General features: G+C 71.3%; 18 protein-coding genes. 4 read left to right on the forward strand and 14 right to left on the reverse strand.

The annotated features are described in order from the left end of the window. Window positions 1-13: 13 nt before the first annotated feature. From ACZ5NH_RS25670 to ACZ5NH_RS25710, 9 genes are all read right to left on the reverse strand, one after another. Window positions 14-1,540, reverse strand: coding sequence for an NCS1 family nucleobase:cation symporter-1 (locus ACZ5NH_RS25670; protein ID WP_468778370.1), 1,527 nt, complete (start codon window positions 1,538-1,540; stop codon window positions 14-16). A gap of 116 nt (window positions 1,541-1,656) precedes the next feature. Further along, a complete protein-coding gene (locus ACZ5NH_RS25675) occupies window positions 1,657-2,679 on the reverse strand; it encodes a TIGR03842 family LLM class F420-dependent oxidoreductase (protein ID WP_468778372.1) in 1,023 nt (340 codons plus the stop codon). A gap of 11 nt (window positions 2,680-2,690) precedes the next feature. Then, window positions 2,691-4,094 carry a dihydropyrimidinase gene (gene hydA, locus ACZ5NH_RS25680; RefSeq protein WP_468778373.1) on the reverse strand — a complete coding sequence of 468 codons (1,404 nt, stop codon included), beginning with the start codon at window positions 4,092-4,094 and terminating at the stop codon, window positions 2,691-2,693. A gap of 28 nt (window positions 4,095-4,122) precedes the next feature. Continuing rightward, window positions 4,123-4,965: a nitrilase-related carbon-nitrogen hydrolase gene (locus tag ACZ5NH_RS25685; RefSeq protein WP_388633648.1), complete on the reverse strand. Its 843-nt coding sequence runs from the start codon at window positions 4,963-4,965 to the stop codon at window positions 4,123-4,125. A 155-nt stretch (window positions 4,966-5,120) separates the two neighbouring features. Next, a complete protein-coding gene (locus tag ACZ5NH_RS25690) occupies window positions 5,121-6,686 on the reverse strand; it encodes a PucR family transcriptional regulator (RefSeq protein ID WP_451555463.1) in 1,566 nt (521 codons plus the stop codon). 17 nt (window positions 6,687-6,703) lie between these two features. Continuing rightward, window positions 6,704-7,987, reverse strand: coding sequence for an aspartate aminotransferase family protein (locus ACZ5NH_RS25695; RefSeq protein WP_468778375.1), 1,284 nt, complete (start codon window positions 7,985-7,987; stop codon window positions 6,704-6,706). Next, window positions 7,984-8,826, reverse strand: coding sequence for a nitrilase-related carbon-nitrogen hydrolase (locus tag ACZ5NH_RS25700; protein ID WP_388633640.1), 843 nt, complete (start codon window positions 8,824-8,826; stop codon window positions 7,984-7,986). Before ACZ5NH_RS25700 ends, ACZ5NH_RS25695 begins: the two co-directional genes overlap by 4 nt. 206 nt (window positions 8,827-9,032) lie before the next feature. Then, complete coding sequence (locus ACZ5NH_RS25705) at window positions 9,033-10,616, reverse strand: hypothetical protein (RefSeq protein WP_468778377.1); 1,584 nt, start codon at window positions 10,614-10,616, stop codon at window positions 9,033-9,035. Between the two features lie 100 nt (window positions 10,617-10,716). Then, window positions 10,717-10,968, reverse strand: a complete 252-nt coding sequence (locus tag ACZ5NH_RS25710) for a helix-turn-helix domain-containing protein (protein WP_388633634.1) — start codon at window positions 10,966-10,968, stop codon at window positions 10,717-10,719. Between the two features lie 64 nt (window positions 10,969-11,032). Here ACZ5NH_RS25710 and map point away from each other — a divergent pair, with 64 nt between their 5' ends. Together map and ACZ5NH_RS25720 are read left to right on the forward strand one after the other, a co-directional pair. Then, on the forward strand, window positions 11,033-11,809 hold the full coding sequence (gene map, locus ACZ5NH_RS25715) for a type I methionyl aminopeptidase (protein ID WP_468778379.1): 777 nt from the start codon (window positions 11,033-11,035) through the stop codon (window positions 11,807-11,809). Between the two features lie 117 nt (window positions 11,810-11,926). Beyond that, window positions 11,927-14,491, forward strand: coding sequence for an ATP-dependent Clp protease ATP-binding subunit (locus tag ACZ5NH_RS25720; RefSeq protein ID WP_468778380.1), 2,565 nt, complete (start codon window positions 11,927-11,929; stop codon window positions 14,489-14,491). A gap of 56 nt (window positions 14,492-14,547) precedes the next feature. On the opposite strand, the gene ggt is transcribed toward ACZ5NH_RS25720, so the two are convergent. Continuing rightward, a complete protein-coding gene (gene ggt / locus ACZ5NH_RS25725; RefSeq protein WP_468778382.1) occupies window positions 14,548-16,350 on the reverse strand; it encodes a gamma-glutamyltransferase in 1,803 nt (600 codons plus the stop codon). Between the two features lie 143 nt (window positions 16,351-16,493). On the opposite strand from ggt, the gene ACZ5NH_RS25730 reads away from it, so the two are divergent. Beyond that, entirely contained in the window at window positions 16,494-17,237 is a 744-nt protein-coding gene (locus ACZ5NH_RS25730) for a hypothetical protein (protein ID WP_468778384.1), read from the forward strand. A gap of 107 nt (window positions 17,238-17,344) precedes the next feature. Further along, on the forward strand, window positions 17,345-18,913 hold the full coding sequence (locus tag ACZ5NH_RS25735) for an alpha/beta fold hydrolase (protein WP_468778386.1): 1,569 nt from the start codon (window positions 17,345-17,347) through the stop codon (window positions 18,911-18,913). Between the two features lie 190 nt (window positions 18,914-19,103). Here the strand turns inward: ACZ5NH_RS25735 and ACZ5NH_RS25740 are convergent, their stop codons facing one another. Genes ACZ5NH_RS25740 through pcaDC form a run of 4 tightly spaced genes read right to left on the reverse strand, consistent with a single transcriptional unit; the run spans window position 19,104 to window position 22,330 of the window. Continuing rightward, window positions 19,104-19,523: a DUF6278 family protein gene (locus ACZ5NH_RS25740; protein ID WP_450985200.1), complete on the reverse strand. Its 420-nt coding sequence runs from the start codon at window positions 19,521-19,523 to the stop codon at window positions 19,104-19,106. 15 nt (window positions 19,524-19,538) lie between these two features. Further along, entirely contained in the window at window positions 19,539-20,318 is a 780-nt protein-coding gene (locus tag ACZ5NH_RS25745; RefSeq protein ID WP_468778388.1) for an exodeoxyribonuclease III, read from the reverse strand. Window positions 20,319-20,353: 35 nt separating this feature from the next. Further along, a complete protein-coding gene (locus ACZ5NH_RS25750; RefSeq protein WP_388633611.1) occupies window positions 20,354-20,989 on the reverse strand; it encodes an MBL fold metallo-hydrolase in 636 nt (211 codons plus the stop codon). 51 nt (window positions 20,990-21,040) lie between these two features. Further along, the gene (pcaDC, locus tag ACZ5NH_RS25755; RefSeq protein ID WP_468778389.1) at window positions 21,041-22,330 is read right to left on the reverse strand and encodes a bifunctional 3-oxoadipate enol-lactonase/4-carboxymuconolactone decarboxylase PcaDC; all 1,290 of its coding nucleotides are present in this window, start codon (window positions 22,328-22,330) and stop codon (window positions 21,041-21,043) included. Window positions 22,331-22,356 lie beyond the last annotated feature (26 nt).

Genomic DNA, 22,356 nt, shown 5'->3' on the forward strand with positions numbered 1-22,356 from the left:
CCCCCGGACTCCCTTACGCGTAGGCCCCCTTGCGGCCGGTCAGCAGCGTGAGGACCAGGTACAGGACCAGGGACGTGCCGAGGCCCACCGCCCAGCCGTAGTCGGCGAGGGAGGACAGGGCGGGGATGGGGCGGCCGTCGATCAGGGGTTTGAAGCTGGCGCCGCCGATCGCCAGGACGCCGCCGGACAGGAAGGCGACGACCGCGCGCCAGTTCCAGCCGCCCGCGTACCAGTAGCGGCCGCCGGTGCGGTACAAGTCGGCGAGGTCCAGACGGGTACGGCGCAGCAGCCAGTAGTCGGCGACGAGGATGCCCGCGACGGTGCCGAGCAGACCGCCGACCAGGCCGAGCCAGGTGAAGATGTAGCCCTGCGGGTCGGAGTACAGCTTCCAGGGGAAGATCAGGACGGCAAGGACCGCGGTGATCAGGGCCCCGGTGCGGAAACTCACCTTCCGCGGCGCCACGTTGGAGAAATCGAACGCCGGGGAGACCAGGTTGGCCGCGATGTTCACGGACAGGGTGGCCACCAGGACCGTCACGAGTGCGTAGAGCAGTCCGACCACGTTGTCCGTCTTCGCCGCCAGCTGGACCGGGTCCCAGACCGGCCGGCCGTAGACCGCCTGGGAGCCGGAGGTGACCAGGACGGACAGGAAGGCGAAGAGGGTCATCGTCGTCGGCAGGCCGAGGGCCTGGCCCCAGGTCTGGGCCTTCTGGCTTCTGCCGTAGCGGGTGAAGTCCGGGATGTTCAGCGACAGCGTCGACCAGAAGCCGATCATGCCCATCAACGAGGGCCAGAAGATCTTCCAGAAGCCGCCGCCCCAACCGAGCTTGGAGGGCTGGTCGAACAGCGGGCCGACCCCGCCGGCCTTGCTGCTCATCCACCACAGCATCACGAACGCGCCGACGAGCACGAAGGGCGCGGCCCAGTTCTCGAAGCGGCGGATGGTGTCCATGCCGCGGTAGATGATCGCGACCTGGATCACCCAGAAGATCGCGAAGGACAGCCACATGGTCCAGGCGTAGCCGCCGATGTGCGCCGCGTTCGACCAGCTGTCGCCGATCAGCTTCCCGGCGAGGAAGTAGATCGCCTCGCCGCCGATCCAGGTCTGGATGCCGAACCAGCCGCAGGCCACCAACGCCCGTACGACGGCGGGCAGATTGGCGCCGCGCACGCCGAACGAGGCGCGGGCGAAGACGGGGAAGGGGATGCCGTACTTGGGGCCGGCGTGTCCGGTCAGCAGCATCGGCACCAGCACGATCAGGTTGGCGAGGGCGATGGTGAACACCGCCTGCTTCCAGTCCATGCCGACGGCGATCAGCCCGGAGGCCAGCGTCCAGGAGGCCGTGTTGTGGGCCATGCCGACCCACAGGGCGGAGAAGTTGTACGTGGTCCAGGTGCGCCTTACGGCCGGGACCGGGAGCAGGTCCTCGTTGGCGTAGGGACCACTGGGCGGCGGGGTGCCAGGAGCGAGTTCCACGCGCCCGTCGGGGAGGGTGACTTGGCCGGACAAGGGTATGGCCGTGGGAGCGGTGTCGGTCATGGGCTGGCCAATCGGGGTGAGGTGGGTCGGGAGTGGCCGTGCGGGCACCAGCCCCCTCCCCGGGGCGGGGAGGGGAGACCAAGTGGGGCGTGGGGGGTTGAACTCGAAGGGCTGGATCAGGAATTGACGGCCGGGATCACCTTCGTGCCGTAGGCGTCGATGGTGGCCTCCTGCGCGTCGTGCATGTCGTACACCGCGAACTGGTCGACGCCCAGGGCGCGGAGCGCGGTCAGCTTCTCGATGTGCTTCTCGGCCGGCCCGATGACACAGAACCGGTCGACGATCTCGTCGGGCACGAACTGGGTGTCCGGGTTGCCGCTGCGCCCGTGGTGGGCGTAGTCGTAGCCCTGTCGTGCCTTGATGTAGTCGGTGAGTGCGTCGGGGACCTGGGCCGAGTGCTCTCCGTACTTGGCGACCAGGTCGGCGACGTGATTGCCGACCATGCCGCCGAACCAGCGGCACTGCTCACGGGCGTGGGCGAGGGCCTCCGGCGAGTCGTCGGCGGTGACGTACGCGGGGGCCGCCACGCAGATGGTGACCTCGGACGGGTCGCGTCCGGCGGCCGCCGCCGCGTCCTTGACGGCCTTCACCATGTACTCGGTCAGATACAGGTCGGACAGCTGGAGGATGAACCCGTCGGCCTCCTCGCCGGTCATCTTCAGCGCCTTGGGGCCGTACGCGGCCATCCAGACGGGGAGCTGGGCGCCCGGCTTGATCCACGGGAACTTCACGACCGTGCCACCGCCGAGGTCGGCGGCCTCGCCCCGGCCGAGGGCCCGGATGACCTTCATCGCCTCGCTGATGCGCGCGAGGGTGTTGGGTTTGCGGCCCGCGACCCGCATCGCGGAGTCGCCGCGGCCGATGCCGCAGACGGTGCGGTTGCCGAACATGTCGTTGAGGGTGGCGAAGGTGGAGGCGGTGACCTCCCAGGTGCGGGTGCCCGGGTTGGTGACCATCGGGCCGACCTTCAGTTTCGAGGTGTTGGCCAGGATCTGGCTGTAGATCACGAACGGCTCCTGCCAGAGCACGGCGGAGTCGAACGTCCAGCCGTACCGGAACCCGTTGCGCTCGGCCCGTTTCATCAGGCTGATGACGCGGGAGGCCGGCGGGTCGGTCTGCAGGACGAGTCCGAAGTCCATGAGCGCCTCTCCTAGTTGAGGTACTGACAGGTGGAGCGCGGGGTGAAGGCGCCGTGCCCGGCGCGCCCGGTGTACTCGCGCTCGGTGATGACCGGCTCGCCGCGCGAGAGCACGGTCTCGACCCGGCCGGTGGTGCGCTTGCCCTCGTAGGCCGAGTAGTCGACGTTCATGTGGTGGGTCTCGGCCGACATGACCTGCTCGGCATGCGGATCGTAGATCACGATGTCGGCGTCGGCGCCCGGGGCGATGGTGCCCTTCTTCGGGTACAGCCCGAACATCCGGGCCGGGGTGGCGCAGGCGATCTCGATCCAGCGGCGACGGGAGATGTGCCCGTCGACGACGGCCTGGTGGAGGAGGTCCATACGGTTCTCCACGCCCGGCAGGCCGTTGGGGATCTTGGAGAAGTCGCCGCGGCCCAGCTCCTTCTGGCCGGTGAAGCAGAACGGGCAGTGGTCGGTGGAGACGACCTGGAGGTCGTTGGTGCGCAGTCCCCTCCAGAGGGCGGCCTGGTGCTCCTTCGGCCTCAGCGGCGTGCTGCACACGTACTTGGCGCCCTCGAAGTCCGGCTCGGCGAGGTTGTCGGTGGACAGGAACAGATACTGGGGGCAGGTCTCGCCGAAGACGTTCAGCCCCTCGTCCCTGGCCCGCGCCAGCTCGGCCACCGCCTCCATGGCCGAGACGTGCACGACGTACAGCGGGGCGCCCGCGACCTGGGCGAGCCGGATGGCGCGGTGCGTGGCCTCGGCCTCCAGCAGGGCCTTGCGGACCTCGCCGTGGTAGCGCGGGTCGGTCTCGCCCCGGGCGAGGGCCTGCTCGACCAGGACGTCGATGGCGATGCCGTTCTCGGCGTGCATCATGATCAGCCCGCCGTTCTCGGCGGAACGCTGCATGGCGCGCAGGATCTGTCCGTCGTCGCTGTAGAAGACGCCGGGGTAGGCCATGAACTGCTTGAAGGAGGTCACGCCTTCCTCGATCAGCAGGTCCATCTCCTTGAGCGTCTCCTGGTTCACATCGGAGACGATCATGTGGAAGGCGTAGTCGATCGCGCAGTTGCCCTCGGCCTTGGCGTGCCAGGTGTCCAGGCCCTCGCGCAGGGTGTGGCCGACGCTCTGCACCGCGAAGTCGACGATCGTCGTCGTACCGCCCCAGGCGGCGGCGCGGGTGCCGGTCTCGAAGGTGTCGGAGGCGAAGGTGCCGCCGAACGGCAGCTCCATGTGGGTGTGCGCGTCCACGCCGCCCGGGATGACGTACCTGCCGGTCGCGTCGATGACCCGGTCGGCGGTGAACGCCTCGGCGGCGGGGGTGCCGGAGGCGGCGAGGGCGGCGACGCGGCCGTCCTCGATCAGGACGTCGGCGTGGATCTCGTCCGAGGCGGTGATGACGAGTCCACCACGGATGACGGTACGGCTGCTCATGCTGCTCCCTCGGTCAACAGTGCTGCGGTCAGGGTGCGGTCAGCGGCGTGTACGCCCCCGGTGCCCGGTCCCGGTAGAACTGCCAGCGGTCGCGGACCTCGCGGAGTTTCGCCAGGTCCAGGTCCCGTACGACGAGTTCGGTCTCCTTGTCGCTCGCCACCTCGCCGACGAACTGGGCCTCGGGGTCCACGAAGTACGTCGTGCCGTAGAAGTCGTTGTCGCCCAGGTCCTCCACGCCGACCCGGTTGATCGCGCCGACGAAGTACTCGTTGGCGACGGCCGCCGCCGGCTGCTCCAGCTGCCACAGGTAGCGGGACAGACCGCGCGAGGTGGCCGAGGGGTTGAAGACGATCTCGGCGCCCGCGAGGCCCAGCGCCCGCCAGCCCTCGGGGAAGTGGCGGTCGTAGCAGATGTAGACGCCGATCCGGCCGGCCGCCGTGTCGAAGACCGGCCAGCCGCTGTTGCCCGGGCGGAAGTAGAACTTCTCCCAGAATCCCTGCACTTGGGGGATGTGGGTCTTGCGGTACTTGCCGAGGTAGGTGCCGTCCGCGTCGATCACGGCGGCGGTGTTGTACAGCACGCCCGGCTGCTCCTCCTCGTACATCGGCAGCACGAGGACGATGCCCAGCTCGCGGGCGAGGGACTGGAAGCGCTGGACGGTCGGCCCCTCGGGGATCCGCTCGGCGTACTCGTAGAAGGCCTTGTCCTGGACCTGGCAGAAGTAGGGGCCGTAGAACAGCTCCTGGAAGCAGAGGACTTGGGTGCCCTGCGCGGCCGCGTCGCGGGCCGCCTGCTCGTGGACCTGGATCATGGATTCCTTGTCGCCGGTCCACGCGGTCTGGAACAGGGCGGCACGGATCACTCGGCTCATCGGGACCTCCGGTAGCTCGGTGTGCCGTGAGCGTAGAAAGCCCGCGCGGGCCGTTCGATTGGCAGCGTGTCACGTCTGCGGGCCGTGCGCGTGCCACCGTGTCACGTGTGCCGGGTCCCATGTTTCACCGCCGTTTTCGCAGGTCGTCGTATGTTTCACCCCTGTTGCGCGTCATGCGCGAGGAGCGCGATGTGCACGGAGGCCGCCTGTTCGAAGTCGTCCAGGTCGACGCCGAGGCGGGACTGTATGACCTCCAGGCGGCGGTAGAGGGCGGGCCGTGAGACATGGTGGAGCTGGGCCGTGCGGGACTTGTTGCGGCCGGTCGCGAGATAGGTCCGCAGGACGTTCAGCAACTCGGGTTCGGACTCGCAGAGCAGCCCGTCCAGTTCCCGCTCGGCGAAGGACTGCACCTGCGGGTCGTCGCGCAGCAGCCGGACCAGCCCGCGCAGGTGTACGTCCTTCAGGCGGACCACGTCCGGCAGGTCGAGGGCGGCCGAGGAGTCGGCGACGGCGTCGGCGACATGCCGGGCCTCGCGCAGCCCGGCGGGCACGTCGTCCCAGCCGGTACGGGGGGCGCTGGCGGCGACCACGGCCCCTGACCCGGCGCGCAGCCGGGCCGCGAAGTGGGCGGTGAGGGCGTCGGCGTCCTGGTCGCGGGCGAGGCTGAGCAGTACGGCGGCCCGGCCGTCGGCGAGTTCGGCGACCAGCCCGGACATCCCCAACAGGCGTAGCACCCGGTCGAGTTCGTCCGGGGCGCGGCCGAGGACGACGAGCGGGACGAAGGTGCGCCGGTTGACCGGCAGCCCGGCCGCGCGCGCCCTGGGCAGCAGCCGGCACGCCGGTACGACTCCGGAGAGCAGGTCGGTGAGCAGGCTCTGCGCGGACTCCTCCTCCCAGGAGTGTGCGGAGCCGCCGCCCAGCATGCGGTGCAGGACCAGCGCCTCGGCGGCCCGGTCGGCGAGCAGCCGCCCGGTGGCCGTGTCGCCCCGGTAGCCGCACAGCAGCAGCCGGCCCCAGCGCTCCCCGCGGCCGCCGAGTTCCGCGCTGATCCAGCCGCCTTCGGCGCCGGCGCCGGCCTGCCGGGAGACCCTCTCCCAGTCGCGCAGCACGTCGTCCACCGCGGACCGCTCGCCGGCGGTGGCGAGGACGCGGTGGGCGAGGTTGGTGACCACGACCGGGCAGCCGCTGTGCCGGGCGACCTCGTCCAGCAGGCGTTGCAGCGGGGCACCGGCCGTGATCAGGGCGGTGAGTTCGGTCCGTACGGTCTCCGAGAGGCTGACGGCGGCGAACTTCCGCCGTACCAGCCGGGACTGGACCTCCTCGGTGAGCTCGGCGAACGGGAACGGCCGGTGCAGGACGACCATCGGCAGTCCGCACCGCTCGGCGGCCCGGCGCATCACCTCGGGCGGCGCCGGGAAGGCCCGCCCGAGGCCGAGCACGACGGCGGCGGCCTCCGCCCGGTGCAGCGACTGGATGTACTCGGCCTGCTTGGCCTCGTCACCGGCCAGGAGCACGCCGGTGGTGAGCACCATCTCGCCGCCGCTGAGCATCACCCCGACGTCGGCGGCCTCGGCGACATGCACCCAGCGCACCGGCCGGTCGAGCTGCCCGGCACCGGCGACCACCTCGGGTTCTCCGGCGAGCACCCGTTCCAGGGTGAGCACCTGGCGGACGGAGAGGGCGGGTTCCCAGCCGTACCGGGTCTCCGAGGTGGTGGTCATGGCCGTACCGCCGTTCTCTAGTACGTACTCCTGAGCGCCCGTTCCAGGATCGCCGCGCCCTCCTCGGCCTCCGCGACGGTGAGCGACAGCGGTGGGGCGATGCGCAGGGCGCTGGTGTTGTGGCCGCCGCCCTTGCCGATGAGCAGCCCGCCCTCGCGGGCCGTCTCCAGCACGGCGGCGGCCGCCTGCGGATCGGCCTCGTCGGTGCCGGGCCTGACCAGCTCGATGCCGATCATCAGCCCTCGTCCCCGCACTTCCCGGACTCCCGGCAGCTGTGCGGCGACGGCCCGCAGCCGCTCGATGAGCAGGCCGCCGACCCGGCGGGCGTTGCCCTGGAGGTCGTGTTCGAGGAGGTAGGTGAGGTTGGCGAGACCGGCGGCCATGGTGAGCTGGGTGCCGCCGAACGTCGAAATGCTGTTGGCGTCCAGGCAGTTCATGATCTCGGCACGGGCGATCACCCCGCCGATCGAGGCGCCGTTGCCGATGCCCTTGGCGAAGGTGACGATGTCCGGCGGGCCGCTGCGAGCGTGTGCCTGCCAGCCCCAGAAGTGCTCGCCGGTGCGGCCCCAGCCGGTCTGCACCTCGTCGGCGATCCACAGGATGCCGTGCTCCTTCAGGACCTCGCGGAAGGCGGCGTAGAGCCCGTCGGGCGGGGAGGTGAAGCCGCCGACGCCCTGGATCGGCTCGGCGATCAGCGCGGCGGGCGGGCGGGTGTGCCCCAGGATGTCCTTCAGGTCGGCGACACAGGCGTCGATGAACGCCCGGTCGTCCAGCTCGGCGAACGGGCCCCGCGTGCGCACGCCGCCGTGGACGTACAGGGTCTGCAGCGGGGACAGCGAGGTCGGCGACCAGCCGCGGTTGCCGGTGATGCCGACCGTGCTGAAGGAGCGGCCGTGGTAGCTGTTGCGCATCGCGAGGATCGTGTTGCTGCGCCGGTGGGCGGTGGCGAGCAACAGGGCGGTGTCGTTGGCCTCGGTGCCGGAGGTGGTGAAGAAGACCCGCGCGTCCGGGATGCCGCTCACCTGGGCGATGCGCTCGGCGAGTTCGACCATCGGCCGGTTGAGGTAGAGGGTCGAGGAGTGGATGATCCGCCCGGCCTGCTCGCTGACCGCCTTGGTCACCTCGGGCAGCGCGTGCGCGGTCATGGTCGTGAGGATGCCGCCGAAGAAGTCCAGGTACTTGTTACCGGCGGAGTCCCAGACATGGCGGCCCTCGCCGTGGGTGATCTCGATCGGCTCGTCGTAGTAGAGAGCGAGCCAGTCGGGCATGACCTGGCGGTGGCGGGAGTAGAGATCGTTCACGGCTGCACCAGCCCTTCGTAGGCGTCGGGGCGGCGGTCGCGGTAGAAGGCCCACTGCTGCCGCACTTCCTCGATCAGGTCGAAGTCGAGGTCACGAACGAGGAGTTCCTCGGACTTGTCGCTCGCGACCTCGCCGACGAACTGCCCGCGGGGATCGACGAAGTAACTGGTCCCGTAGAAGTCGTTGTCGCCGTACTCCTCCCGGCCGACCCGGTTGATGGCGGCGATGAAGTACTCGTTGGCGACGGCGGCGGCGGGCTGCTCCAGCTGCCACAGATAGCCGGACAGCCCGCGGTGGGTGGCCGACGGGTTGTAGACCAACTGGGCGCCGTTGAGCCCGAGTTGCCGCCAGCCCTCCGGGAAGTGGCGGTCGTAGCAGATGTAGACGCCGACCTTGCCGACGGCGGTCTCGAAGACGGGCCACCCCAGATTGCCGGGCTTGAAGTAGTACTTCTCCCAGAAGCCCTTCACCTGCGGGATGTGGTGCTTGCGGTACTTGCCGAGGTAGGTCCCGTCGGCGTCGATCACGGCGGCGGTGTTGTAGTAGAAGCCGGACTGCTCGACCTCGAAGACGGGGACGACGATCACCATCCCGGTCTCGCGCGCGAGGTCCCGCATCCGCCGGACGGTCGGCCCGTCGGGCACCGGCTCGGCCCAACGGTAGTGCTCCGGCTCCTGGACCTGGCAGAAGTAGGGCGAGTTGAAGACTTCCTGGAACCCGATGACCCTGGCTCCCTGCCGGGCCGCCGCACGGGCGTGCTCCTCGTGCTTCGCCACCATGGACTCGGTGTCGCCGGTCCAGGTGGCCTGGACCAGGGCGGCTCGTACGACGTTGGCCATGAGCTGCTCCTTCGACGGGACCCTCAGAGCCTCTACGCCCGTAGAGGGGGCCGTAGAGGGACGAAAGTAAGCCTCCGGGAGGCCCTTGCCAAGACCATCGTCGTCAACCCGCGGAGTCGATCACGTTTCACACTCCGGTGGGTGAGCGAGGGCATCGCTCGAAGGGGTGAAACGGAGCATACCGGGATGACTCCATGGATCACCGGTCACGTCGCGTGCCCGGCCACCCGCAGTGCGTGCACGAGATCCCAGTGCCGCTCGTCGGAGACGGCCTGTGCGGCGCGGAGCAGTAACGGCACGAGCCGGGGCGGATCGGGTACGACACTGCGGGCGGCCTCTTCCGCCGTACGGACCCGCACACAGGCGTCGAGCAGGGCCTCCGCCTCACGTCGGCGCCCCTCCCCCGCGAGCCGGAGCACCGCCGCGCCGATCTGCTCCGCCGGGCGGGCCACGCCCTGCCGCAGCATCTGCCGCCCGTCGGCCTCCCGTCCGGCGGCGGCGAGCGCGTCGGCGGCCGCGGCCAGCCGCTCCGCGGGCAGCGAGGCGGCCTCCCACAGCAGCGTCGCCCAGTCGGCGCCGAGCCCGGCGCGGTGCAGCGCGTCCGCGAGCGCCGGGAACCGCCCGACGGGCCACTGCGCGATCTCGACGAGCAGCACATGCGCCTCCCCGGTGCGCCCCTCGCCCCGCAACCGCGCGAGCCGCTCCACGACGCCGGCCACCGCCGCTCCCGTCTCGGCGTCCACCACTTCGACGGGGGCCGCCACGGGCTCGGCCGCCGGCACGCCCCCGGCGAACCGCGCCCCACGCGGCGCACGGCGCGCACTCGCCTCCGGCATGACCGCCGACGCCGCACCCGCCTCGGCCACGTCCCCCTCTCCCATCATCCCGGCGAACCGCGCACTGCCACGGCGTCGTTTGCGGGTCTTGGCGGGGGTGCGGGGAGGCTCGGGGACGGCTGGGGGTGGAGTGGTGGCTCGGATCTGGGGCGGGGGCGGGGGTGGAGTGCTGGCTTGGGTCTGGGCTGGGGGTGGAGTGGTGGCTCGGGTCTGGGGTGAGGGCGGGCTGTCGGCTTGGGTACGCGGCGAGGATCGGGGGGCTCGCGGGAGCTGCGGGACCGCGTCGGAAGCGGAGGCGGCGGCTTGCCGGGGCGAGTTGACGACGGGAGGGGTGGGTTGCCGGGGCGAGTTGACGACGGGAGGGGTGGGTTGCCGGGCCGCAGCGCCCTCGGCGGGACGGGATCCGGGCTCGCCGCCGTGCCGCAGTGGACCCGCGTCCGGCGCTCCCCGGCGGTCCAGCTCCGTCAGTCGGGCCTGGAGTTCGGTGCACCTCGCGGTGGCGCGCTCGTGGTCGTCCTGGGCCCAGGCGAGGTCGAGGCGGAGGGACTCGGCCTGTTCCGCGGATGCGGGCGGGGACAGCAGGCGGGTGAGTTCGGCCTGGCGTTCGGCGGCGTAGCGCTGTTCGCGGAGCATCACGTCGAGGCGGTCGAGCAGGATGTCCCGCGCGCCGGGGCGGGCGTCGTACGCCGTGAGCGCGGCCCGGTACAGGGCGCGGGCGCGTTCCCGCTCGGCGGCAGCGGCGGCGGGGCCGTACGCCGTGGCAAGATCCTCCAGCAGGGCCTGCACCACGTCCCACGGGGGTACCTCACGTCCGTCCAGACAGGCCCGCATCCCGTCGGGGTCGCGCTGCCAGAAGACCCCGCTCCACCCTCCGCCCTGGTCCAGGCGCGCCAGCAGACCGTCCAGGTAGCTCGCGAACTCCCGCACTCCACCGGGGAGTCGATCCACCGCCATCGCTCAGCTCCCGCCCGACCGCCGGCCCTTCCGGTGGGTAGGCAACACGAGTCGTGTTACGGCACTACTACACACAGTTTTCCGGCAGAGCGCGGGCACCTCACGCGACCACCAGCGCACACCGCGCGACCAGCTCGTCCATCGACAGCCCGAGGGCCCCGGCCAGCGCGGCCACGGTGAAGAACGCGGGTGTCGGCGCCCGGCCCGTCTCGATCTTGCGGAGCGTCTCGGCGGAGAGACCCGCCTGCGCGGCGACCTCGGCCATGCTCCGGCCTCCGCGCGCCTCGCGCAGCAACCGCCCGAGCCGCTCGCCGCGTTCGCGTTCTTCGGGGGTGAGAGGGGTGCGCACCATGCGCCCATTCTAATACCGGCCCTCACCGCGACCCACCCATTAAAATACCGGTATAGTAATTGGCATGGTAGAGCTGAAGACCGACAAGTCGATCGACGCGATGCACGCCGCGGGCCGGGTCGTCGGGCGGGCCCTGACGGCCGTACGACGGGCCGCGGACGTCGGCGTCTCCCTGCTGGAGCTGGACGAGGTGGCACGGGAGGTGCTGCGCGAGGCCGGGGCCTCCTCGCCGTTCCTCGGCTACCACCCCTCCTTCGCCCCGACCCCCTTTCCCGCCGTGATCTGCGCCTCGGTGAACGACGCGATCGTGCACGGCATCCCCACCGGCTACCGGCTCCGCGACGGCGACCTGGTCTCGATCGACTGCGGCGCCACCCTGGACGGCTGGGCCGGCGACTCGGCGATCAGCTTCACGGTGGGCCGCCCACGCCCGGCCGACCTCCGCCTGGTCGAGACGGCCGAGCGGGCGCTGGCGGCGGGCATCGAGGCGGCCGTCGTGGGCAACCGCATCGGCGACATCGCCCATGCCGTCGGCCGGACCTGCCGTACGGCCGGTTACGGCATCCCCGACGGCTTCGGCGGCCACGGCGTGGGCCGCCGTATGCACGAGGACCCCGAGGTCCCGAACGAGGGCCGCCCCGGGCGAGGGCTGCCGTTGCGCCCCGGCATGGTCCTCGCCATCGAGCCCATGCTCATCGCGAGCGGCACGGACGCCTACTACGCGGCGGGCGACGGCTGGACCCTGAGGACGAGCGACGGCTCCCGCGCGGCGCACGTCGAGCACACGGTGGCGATCACGGACTCCGGCCCAAGGATCCTCACGGCAAGGGAAACCGCCTGAGGAGTGCGGGCCGCGGGCGAACATGCCCACCCCCACAGATCGTGACATCGTGGGCATGAGCAACCCACACCGGGTTACCCGGCCGCTCCGTATGTCGTCAGCGAAGGAGCCCATGCCATGACCGACGGCTACCCTCCTGACCCCTTCGGTGAGTTCCTGGCCCGCTTCTTCGGTGGATCCGGCGGAGCCCGTGGCGCGCCGCGCCACATCGACATCGGGCGCCTGCTCAGCCAGCCGGCCCGCGAGCTGGTCCGAGGGGCCGCCCTGTACGCCGCCGAGCACGGCAGCCGGGACCTGGACACCCAGCACCTGCTGCGCGCCGCTGTGGCCGCCGAGCCCACTCGGAGCCTGCTGAGCCGGGCGGGCGCGGACCCGGACTCCCTCGCGTCGGAGATCGACGACCGGGCCGGCCCGCCCCAGCACCCGCCGGGCGAGGTGCCCCCGCCGACCTCGCTGTCGCTGACCCCGGCCGTCAAGCGCGCCCTGCTGGACGCGCACGACCTGGCGCGGGCGAGCGGCGCCGGGTACATCGGCCCGGAGCATGTGCTCAGCGCGCTGGCGGCCAATCCGGACTCGGCGGCCGGCCACATCCTGAACGCGGCCCGCTTCTCGGCGGGCTCCCTGCCCACCGAGGCCCCCGAGAGCACCCCGGTCCGGGTGGAGCGGCAGCGCGCCACCGGCACGCCCACGCTGGACAAGTACGGCCGCGACCTGACCGAGCTGGCCCGGCAGGGCCGGATCGACCCGGTCATCGGCCGGGACACCGAGATCGAGCAGACCATCGAGGTGCTGTCCCGGCGCGGCAAGAACAACCCGGTGCTGATCGGGGACGCGGGCGTCGGCAAGACGGCCATCGTGGAAGGCCTCGCCGAACGCATCGCCGACTCGGACGTCCCGGACGTCCTGGCGGGCCGCCGGGTCGTCGCCCTGGACCTGACCGGCGTCGTCGCCGGCACCCGCTACCGGGGCGACTTCGAGGAGCGCCTGAACAACATCGTGGAGGAGATCCGCGCCCACTCGGACAAGCTGATCGTGTTCATCGACGAGCTGCACACCGTCGTGGGCGCGGGCTCCGGCGGCGAGGGCGGCTCGATGGACGCGGGCAACATCCTCAAGCCCGCCCTGGCCCGCGGCGAGCTGCACATCGTGGGCGCGACCACGCTGGAGGAGTTCCGGCGGATCGAGAAGGACGCGGCGCTGGCCCGCCGGTTCCAGCCGATCCTGGTGCCCGAGCCCACGGCCGAGGACACCATCGAGATCCTGCGCGGGCTGCGCGACCGGTACGAGGCCCACCACCAGATCCGCTACACCGACGAGGCGCTGGTCGCCGCCGTGGAGCTGTCCGACCGGTATCTCACCGACCGGCGGCTGCCGGACAAGGCGATCGACCTGATCGACCAGGCGGGTGCGCGGGTCCGGCTCGGTGCCCGGACCAAGGGCGCGGACGTGCGCGCGCTGGAGCGCGAGGTGGAGCAGCTGGTCTGCGACAAGGACCAGGCGGTCGCGGGCGAGGACTACGACAAGGCCAAGGAACTCCGCGACCGGATCGGCGAGCTGAAGCAGCGCATCGCCGAGGCGAGCGACGAGGACAAGGCCGACGAGGGGCTGGACCTGGAGGTGACGGCGGAGGCCATCGCCGAGGTGGTGTCCCGGCAGACCGGCATCCCGGTCAGCCGGCTCACCCAGGAGGAGAAGGAACGGCTGCTCGGCCTGGAGGAACACCTGCACCAGCGGGTCATCGGCCAGGAGGACGCGGTCGCCGTGGTCTCGGAGGCCGTGCTGCGCTCCCGTGCTGGGCTCGCGAGCCCGAACCGGCCGATCGGCAGCTTCCTGTTCCTCGGCCCGACCGGCGTCGGCAAGACCGAGCTGGCCCGGGCGCTCGCCGAGGCGCTGTTCGGCAGCGAGGACCGCATGGTCCGGCTGGACATGAGCGAGTACCAGGAGCGGCACACCGTCTCCCGGCTGATCGGCGCCCCGCCCGGGTACGTCGGCCACGAGGAGGCCGGTCAGCTGACCGAGGTGGTGCGCCGGCACCCGTACTCGCTGCTCCTGCTGGACGAGGTGGAGAAGGCGCACCCGGATGTCTTCAACATCCTGTTGCAGGTGCTCGACGACGGCCGTCTCACCGACTCCCAGGGCCGGACCGTGGACTTCACCAACACGGTGATCGTGATGACCAGCAACCTCGGCTCGGAGGCGATCACCCGGCGCGGTGCCGGGATCGGGTTCGGGCCGGGCGGCTCGGCGGCGGACGAGGAAGCGCGGCGCGAACAGATCCTGCGGCCGCTGCGCGAGCACTTCCGGCCGGAGTTCCTCAACCGCATCGACGAGATCGTGGTCTTCAAACAGCTGACCGGTGGGCAACTGCGGCAGATCACCGACCTGTTGCTGGAGAGCACCCGGCGGCTGCTGGACGGGCAGGGCGTCTCGGTCGCGTTCACGGACGCGGCCGTGGACTGGATCGCCGAGCGCGGCTATCAGCCGGAGTACGGCGCCCGGCCGCTGCGCCGCACGATCCAGCGCGAGGTGGACAACCAGATGTCCCGGCTGCTGCTGAACGGCACGATCTCCGAGGGCAGCCGGGTGACGGTGGACGTCCGGGACGGACGGCTGGACTTCCGCACCCAGGAGACCCCGCCGCCCGCCACCGAGGAAACCGAGCCGCCCGCACCGGAGTTGTAGGCCTGCGACGCGCTACCGGGTCGCAGGCCTGCGACACTCCTACGACACGCCGCGGCCTACGGCGCCGGATCCACGACCATCGCCGAGCCGCCGCCGCGACGTACCTTCTCGGCGGCGGCCAGCCACTTGCCGCCTGGCAGCCGCTGTACGCCGGTCGCCGCGCCGATCTCGGGGTTGAGCTTGAAGGAGTGCCCGAGGGCCTCCAGCTGCTTCCTCAGGTCGCCGTTGTACAGGGCGGGTTCGAGTTCCGTCTGGGCAGCGTTGCGCTGGCTGGCGCGGGGTGCGGCGATGGCGTCGACCAGCGGCAGACGCCGGTCCAGGAACTCGGTGAGGGTCTGCAGCACGGTGGTGATGATGGTCGCTCCACCGGGCGAACCGAGCGCCACCACGGGCCGGTTGTTCTTGTCCAGCACGATCGTCGGGGAGATCGAGGAGCGGGGCCGCTTGCCCGGACCCGGCAGGTTCGGGTCGTGCACGGCCGGGTTGGCCGGGGTGAAGGAGAAGTCGGTCAGCTCGTTGTTGAGCAGGAAGCCCCGGCCGGGCACGGTGATGCCGCTGCCGCCGGTCTGCTCGATGGTGAGCGTGTAGGAGACGACGTTGCCCCACTTGTCGGCCACGGTCAGATGCGTGGTGTTCTGGCCCTCGTACGTCGTCGGGGCCGCCGTACCGCCCTTGCCGCAGGCCGCCGGGTGGCGCGGGTCGCCGGGGGCGAGCGGGCTGGTGAGGACCGCGTCGTCCTTGATCAGGCAGGCGCGCGAGTCGGCGTACTCCTGCGACAGCAGCTCTTTGGTCGGTACGTCCTCGAAGGCGGGGTCGCCGACCCAGCGCCCGCGGTCGGCGAAGGCGATGCGGCTGGCCTCGATGAAGTGGTGCAGGTACTGCACCTGGCTCGCCTTCGAAAGGTCGGTGTTCTCCAGGATGTTGAGGGCCTCGCCGACCGTGGTGCCGCCCGAGGAGGAAGGGGCGATGGAGTACACGTTCAGGCCGCGGTACGACGTCCTGGTGGGCGCCTGGAACTTGGCCCGGTAGACGGCGAGGTCCTTCTCCTCCAGCTTGCCGGGGCGGGCGTTCCAGCCGGAGGCGGGGTCCACGGGCGGGTGCTCGACCGTGTTGACGATGTCGTCGCCGATGTCCCCGCGGTAGACGGCGCCGACGCCCTCGCGGCCCAGCTCCTCGTAGGTGCGGGCCAGTTCGGGGTTCTTGAAGGTGGAACCGACGACCGGCAGCTGCCCGTTCGGCAGGAACAGCTTCGCGGTGTCCGGGAAGTAGCGGAACCGGGTCTCGTTGGACGCGGTCTGCGAGCGGAAGGTGTCGTCCACCGTGAAGCCGTCACGGGCGATCCGCTCGGCCGGCTTCAGGACCGTGCCGAGCCGTTTGCTGCCCCACTCGTCCAACGCGGTCTGCCAGGTCGCGGGCGTGCCGGGGGTACCGACGCTCAGGCCGCTGCTGACGGCGTCGGCGAAGGCGAGCGGTTTGCCGTTCTCCACGAACAGGTCGGAGTCGGCGCTGAGCGGCGCCGTCTCGCGGCCGTCGATGGTGTGCACCGTGCGGGACTTGGCGTCGTAGTAGACGAAGTAGCCGCCGCCACCGATGCCGGAGGAGTAGGGCTCGGTGACGCCGAGCGCGGCGGCGGTGGCGACGGCCGCGTCGACCGCGTTGCCGCCGTGCCTGAGTACCTCGATGCCGGCGGCGGAGGCGTCGGCGTCGACACTGGCGACCGCGCCGCCGTAGCCCACCGCCACGGGAACCTTGGTGGGGGTGGCGCTCGTTGTCGCGGCGGGTGGCGCCGCCGCCCCCACCGACACCAGCGCGGCCGAGACCGCGACGACCGCCAGTTTCCGCGTGCCAGGACGACCCATCCGAACCTCCCGTCGGGACAGTCCGCCGCAGCGTAGCCAGATTGCCGTAGTACCGACAGTACGCCTCGGTCACTCGCCATACGACCGTCACAGATCGAACACGGGTACGTAGCCGTTCCCCGGGCCCGCTACCATGCCCGGCCATGAACGACGACGTGCGCAACATCGTCCTGGGCCTGGTGGCGACCGCGATATCGGCCTCGCTGGGCTGGCTCGCCCGCACCTATCTGTGGCGCCGCAAACTGCGGCGCAAGCAGGCGTTCTTCGGGCTGCCGGAGAACTCGGAGTCGCTGCTCGTCGTCAACCGCGACCCGGCCGCCACCGAACCGGCGGTGCATCGCTTCGACGTGTTCGCGCTGCTGGAGCTGTCCGCGCTCATCAAGGACTGCGGTGCGCACGCCCAGGTGGTCACCCAGGACGCGGTCCAGCAGGGCTTCGGCGAACGGACCGAGTTCTGTGTGGGCGGGCCGTCCTCCAGCCGACGGATGGCCGCTCACATGTCGGCGATGCTGCCGGGGGTGTCGGTCAACACCGACCCGGAGCCCGGGCCCGAGCGCAGCGCCTTCCGGATCGGCGGCGAGCACTACCGCATGGAGCGGGGCGTCAGCGAGTACGTCCTGCTCGCCCGGGTCACCGCGGGTGGCCAGAGCCGCCCGGTGTTCCTCTGCTGCGGCCAGAGCGCCATCACCAACCAGGCCGCCACCCGTTATCTCGCCCGCCACCACGAGCGGCTGCACCGCAAGTACGGCACCGGGTCCTTCGTACTGCTGCTGAAGGTGGTCAACTCGCAGGCGTACGGCCCGGATGTGGCCGAGCTGGTGGCGGACGTGACGCGGGCCGCACGGACGCCGCTGCCCGAGACGGCGTCCGCCGACACGGCCGCTTAGCCGTTCAACAAACTTTACTGGCACGTAACTTACCGACGGGTTACTTGCGGTAAGAGGTCCCGGTTACCGTCGGGTCACTTTGCACTTGACCAATGAAGGAGTGACCCATGGGACACGGTCGCACCGCTCTGCGCACCGCCGCCGCAGGAGCCGTCTCGGCTGCGCTCATCGCCGGCGGCGTCGTCGGCCTCGCGCCCGCCGCTCAGGCCGGCACGCCGTCCTTCCGGTTCGTCGACATCACCGGCGACGGCGGCACCGTGCTGAAGGCGAACGTCGTCACGCCCGCGGGCGCCGACGGCTCGCACAGCTACCCGCTCATCGTGCTGCCCACGAGCTGGGGCCTGCCCCAGGTGGAGTACCTCGCCCAGGCGCAGAAGCTCGCCGACGCCGGCTATGTGGTGCTCACCTACAACGTGCGCGGTTTCTGGCAGTCCGGCGGACAGATAGAAGTGGCCGGTCCGCCGGACATAGCGGACGCCTCCAAGGTCATCGACTGGGCCCTCGCCAACACCCCGTCCGACCCGCGGCACGTGGGCATGGCCGGGGTGTCGTACGGCGCCGGGATCAGCCTGCTCGCCGCCGCGCACGACAAGCGCATCAAGGCCGTGGCCGCGCTGAGCGGCTGGTCGGACCTGATCGACTCGATCTACTCGGGCCGCACCCAGCACGTCCAGGCCGCCGCCGTACTGGACGGCGCCGCCACCCTCACCGGCCGGGAGAGCCCCGAAGTCCGGGACATCTTCGACCACTTCTACGCCTCGGACCTGTCCAGGGAAAAGGAGATGATCGACTGGGGGCGGAAACGTTCGGCCGCGACCTATGTCGACCAGCTGAACAAGAACGGCGCGGCCCTCATGCTCGCCAACGCCTGGGGCGACACGGTCTTCCCGGCCAACCAGGACGCCGACTTCTACCAGAAGCTGACCGTGCCCAAGCGGCTCGAACTGCGCCCCGGCGACCACGCGACCGCCGAGCTGACCGGCCTGTTCGGGCTGCCCAACGACGTCTGGACGGACACCGAGCGCTGGTTCGACCACTATCTGAAGGGCGCCGACAACGGCATCGACCGTGAACAGCCGGTCCAGTTGAAGTCCCGTAGCGCCGGGGGATACGAGGGCTACCCGGACTGGAAGTCGGTCGAGGCGACACGACGGAAGTTCGCGCTCACGGGCTCCACCACCATCCACGCGAACGTCGACTCCGGCGCGGACGGCGGGATCGTCTTCCTCTCCAGCATCCTCGACCAGGTCGCCCAGGTGCCGCCGATGGCCGCCATCCCGCTGCTGCCGCGCCGTTGGGCGGCCGTGTGGCAGTCGGAGCGGTACGGCAGCACCCAGCAGGTGCGCGGCACGGCCACCCTGCACACCACGCTGACCCCGACCGCGGAGAGCGGCACGTTCGTCGCCTACCTGTACGACGTGGGGCCGCTCGGTATCGGCAAGCTCGTCACCAACGCGCCGTACACCTGGCACGCGCGGACGCCCGGCGAGCCGTTCGACGTCGACCTGGACCTGTTCTCCACGGCCTACGACGTACCCGCCGGGCACCGCCTCGCGCTGGTGGTCGACACGGTCGACCCGCTGTACATCGAGCACAACCCGTCCGGCGCGCAGCTGACCTTCTCCTCGCTCCCGGACGACCCGTCGTACGTGTCCGTCCCCGTGCGCGAGCAGTGATCTCCGGCTGCCGCCGGACGAGCATGGCCCGTGTGAACTGCCGCCCCCTGGGGTCTCGCAGCATGCAGAACGGCACATCTTAGTCGAGGGTCGGCGGCGATGGGCCTCCCGGCAGGAAGGAACTCCTCCGCGCAAAGGGGCGTCCGCGTGGTGTACGTGAACTGGCCGGTGTCCAGGGGGAGACACCGGCTCAGTTCTCGGCGATCTCCGCGTACAGCTGGGACAGCTCGGGGACGCCGCTCGCGGCCCAGTCCTGCCCGGCGCCCGCCACCTCGACCTCACGGCCGGAGGCCAGCCGTACGACGGGCTCGCCGTCGGGGCGGATCAGCCAGGCGGCGCCGGGCACCGTGCGCACCACGACCGTGCCCAGATACAGTCCCGCGTCGTTGCCCAGCCAGGGCAGGATCTCGGCGTCGTCGCGCCAGCGCGGGACCAGCTGGTCCAGGGCCTCCAGGGAAGCCGGGGTGTCGTCGAGGCGGACGCCCGCCCGGGCCGCCTGCGAGCGGAGCAGTTCGCACTCGGACAGCAGCGCGGCGATCCCCTCGGGGTCGGCGGGGAGCGCCGCGTCGCCGTTCTTCTTGTGCCGGTGGCCCAGGAACGGAAGGTTCATGGACCCAGCGTGGCATCAGACGTCGAGGTCGACCACCACCGGAGCGTGATCGGAGGCACCCTTTCCCTTGCGCTCCTCGCGGTCGACGTAGGAGTCCTTGACGGCCCTGGCGAAGGGTCCGTTGCCGTACACCAGGTCGATGCGCATGCCGCGGTTCTTCGGGAAGCAGAGCTGGCGGTAGTCCCAGTACGTGAACGGGTGGTCGTACTTCAGCGGGCGCGGCACCACGTCGTTCAGGCCGGCCTCGCGCAGGGAGGCGAGGGCCGCGCGCTCGGCCGGGGTGACATGGGTGGAGCCCTCGAAGGCGGCCACGTCGTAGACGTCGTCGTCCGTCGGTGCCACGTTGTAGTCGCCCATGACCGCGAAGGGGCGGCCGCCCTGTGCGTCGCCGTACACGGCCGCCTTCAGGGCCTCGAACCACTGGAGCTTGTACGCGTAGTGCGGGTGCTCCACCTCGCGGCCGTTCGGCACGTACACCGACCAGACGCGGACCGGGCCGCAGGTCGCCGAGATGGCGCGCGGCTCGGTCACGCCCTCGAAGCCGGGGTCGCCGGGCAGGCCCTTGACGACGTCCTCGATGCCGACGCGGGAGAGCACCGCCACGCCGTTCCACCGGCCGGTGGCGTGGACCGCCGACTCGTAGCCCAGCTCGCGCAGCTGGTCGAACGGGAACTGCTCCTCGGCGACCTTGGCCTCCTGCAGGCAGAGCACGTCGGTGCCGCTGCTCTCCAGCCAGGCCAGCAGCCTCGGAAGGCGGGCGGTGATCGAGTTCACGTTCCAGGTGGCGATGCGCATGCCTCACAACCTACCCGGAGCCACTGACAACGGACTCAGACCTCCGCGGACGCCCCCGGGGTCAGCCGCTGGTGGTCCGTGCCGCCCAGGGCGCCGATCTGGCGGTCGTAGATCGGGCGGGCCAGGTCGGTCAGCAGGGCGTCGTGGACGTCGTAGGCACGGCGGGGCCGCACCTCGCGGACGTAGTCGATGACCTCGGAGATCTTGTTCCACGGGGCCATCACCGGCAACATCAGCGTCTCCACCGGGTGGTTGGGGACGGTGAGGGCGTCGCCGGGGTGGAAGACCTTGCCGCCGTCGATGAGATAGCCGACGTTGGTGATCCGCGGGATGTCCGGGTGGATCACCGCGTGCAGTTCGCCGTGGACCTGCACGTCGAAGCCGGCCGCGGTGAAGGTGTCGCCGTGGCCTACGGTGTGCACCCGGCCCGGGAAGGCCGCCGTGATCCGTTCGGCGACGGACCTCAGCGTCCAGATCCGGGCCGCGGGGTTGTTCTCCATGGCGGCCCGGAGCCGGAACTCGTCGAAGTGGTCCGGGTGCTCGTGCGTGATCAGGATGGCGTCGGCGCCCAGCGCGGCGTCCTCCTCGCTGAAGCCGCCGGGGTCGATGACGAGCGTCTGACCGCCCTTGTCGAGGCGGACACAGGCGTGGGACTTCTTCGTGAGCTTCATGTCACACCATCCTGCCGGACCCACCGCCCGCCTCGCGCGGCACGGCACGGCTCACTCGGCGGGCGTGGTCTCCTCCTGGATGACCTGCCGGGCCACCCGGAACGCGCTGTTCGCGGCCGGCACCCCGCAGTACACGGCGGCCTGGAGCAGCACCTCCTTGATCTCGTCCGGGGTGAGCCCGTTGCGCAGGGCGGCCCGGACGTGGCCGGCCAGCTCCTCCAGATGGCCGCCCGCGACCAGCGCGGTCAGGGTGATGCAGCTGCGGGTACGGCGGTCCAGGCCCGGCCGGTCCCAGATCTCGCCCCAGGCGTAGCGGGTGATGAACTCCTGGAACTCCCCGGCGAACCCGTCGGCCTCGGCCAGCGCCCGGTCCACGTGCGCGTCGCCGAGCACCTCCCGGCGGATCTTGAGCCCGGTCTGGTACCGGTCGGCCTGCGCGGCCGGCTGCGCCGGTACGGCGGCCGGGGCGATCTCGGCGACCGGCGCGACGTGCGGCGCCGCGGCGATGGCCGGGCTGACCGGGGCGACCGGCAGGGCGATCTGGCCGGTGTCGTAGGGCTGCTGCCAGGCGGTGGAGAAGTGGTGCACCAACAGGTCGGTGACGGCCGCCGGCTGCTCGACCGGGACCAGGTGCGAGGCGCCCGGGACGACCGCGAGCCGGGCGTCCGGGATGCCGGCGACCAGGGTGCGGGCCTCGGCGGGCCCGGTGACCTGGTCGTCGGACCCGACGAGCACGAGCGTCGGCACGCCGACCCGGCCCAGCTCGCTCCGTACGTCGAACGAGGCGAGCGCCTCGCAGGCGGCTATGTAGCAGCCCGGGTCGGTGGTGCGGACCATCTGCACCGCCCACTCGGTGATGGCCGGCTGGGCCGCGGCGAACCCTCCGGTGAACCAGCGGTCCGGCGAGGTCCGGGCGATCGGGTCGAGCCCGTTCGTACGGACGATCACCCCGCGCTGGCGGAACTCGTCGGCGGTCCCGAACCGGGGCGAGGCCGCGACCAGCGCCAGCGAGGCGAGCCGCTCGGGGTGGCGCAGGGCCAGCTCGATACCGATGGCACCGCCGAGCGCACAGCCCGCGTAGCCGAACCGCTGCGCGCCGATGGAGTCCAGCGTGGCCAGCAGCCGGGTGGCCAGCTCGGCGACGGATCCGGTCGGGTGGGCGGGGGCCCCGCCGTGACCGGGCAGGTCGAAGCGCAGGACCCGCCACTGCTTGGTCAGCTCCGGCACCTGGCGGTCCCACATGTGCCATGTGGTACCCAGTGAGGGACCCAAGATCAGGACCGGAGCGTCTTCTGGCCCGTCAAAGCGGTATTGCAGGGTGTTCGGCGGTGTCTCACTCACGCCCCAGACCCTCTCACGTCTCACGG

The sequence above is a fragment of the Streptomyces sp. NPDC031426 genome, from assembly GCF_055581585.1.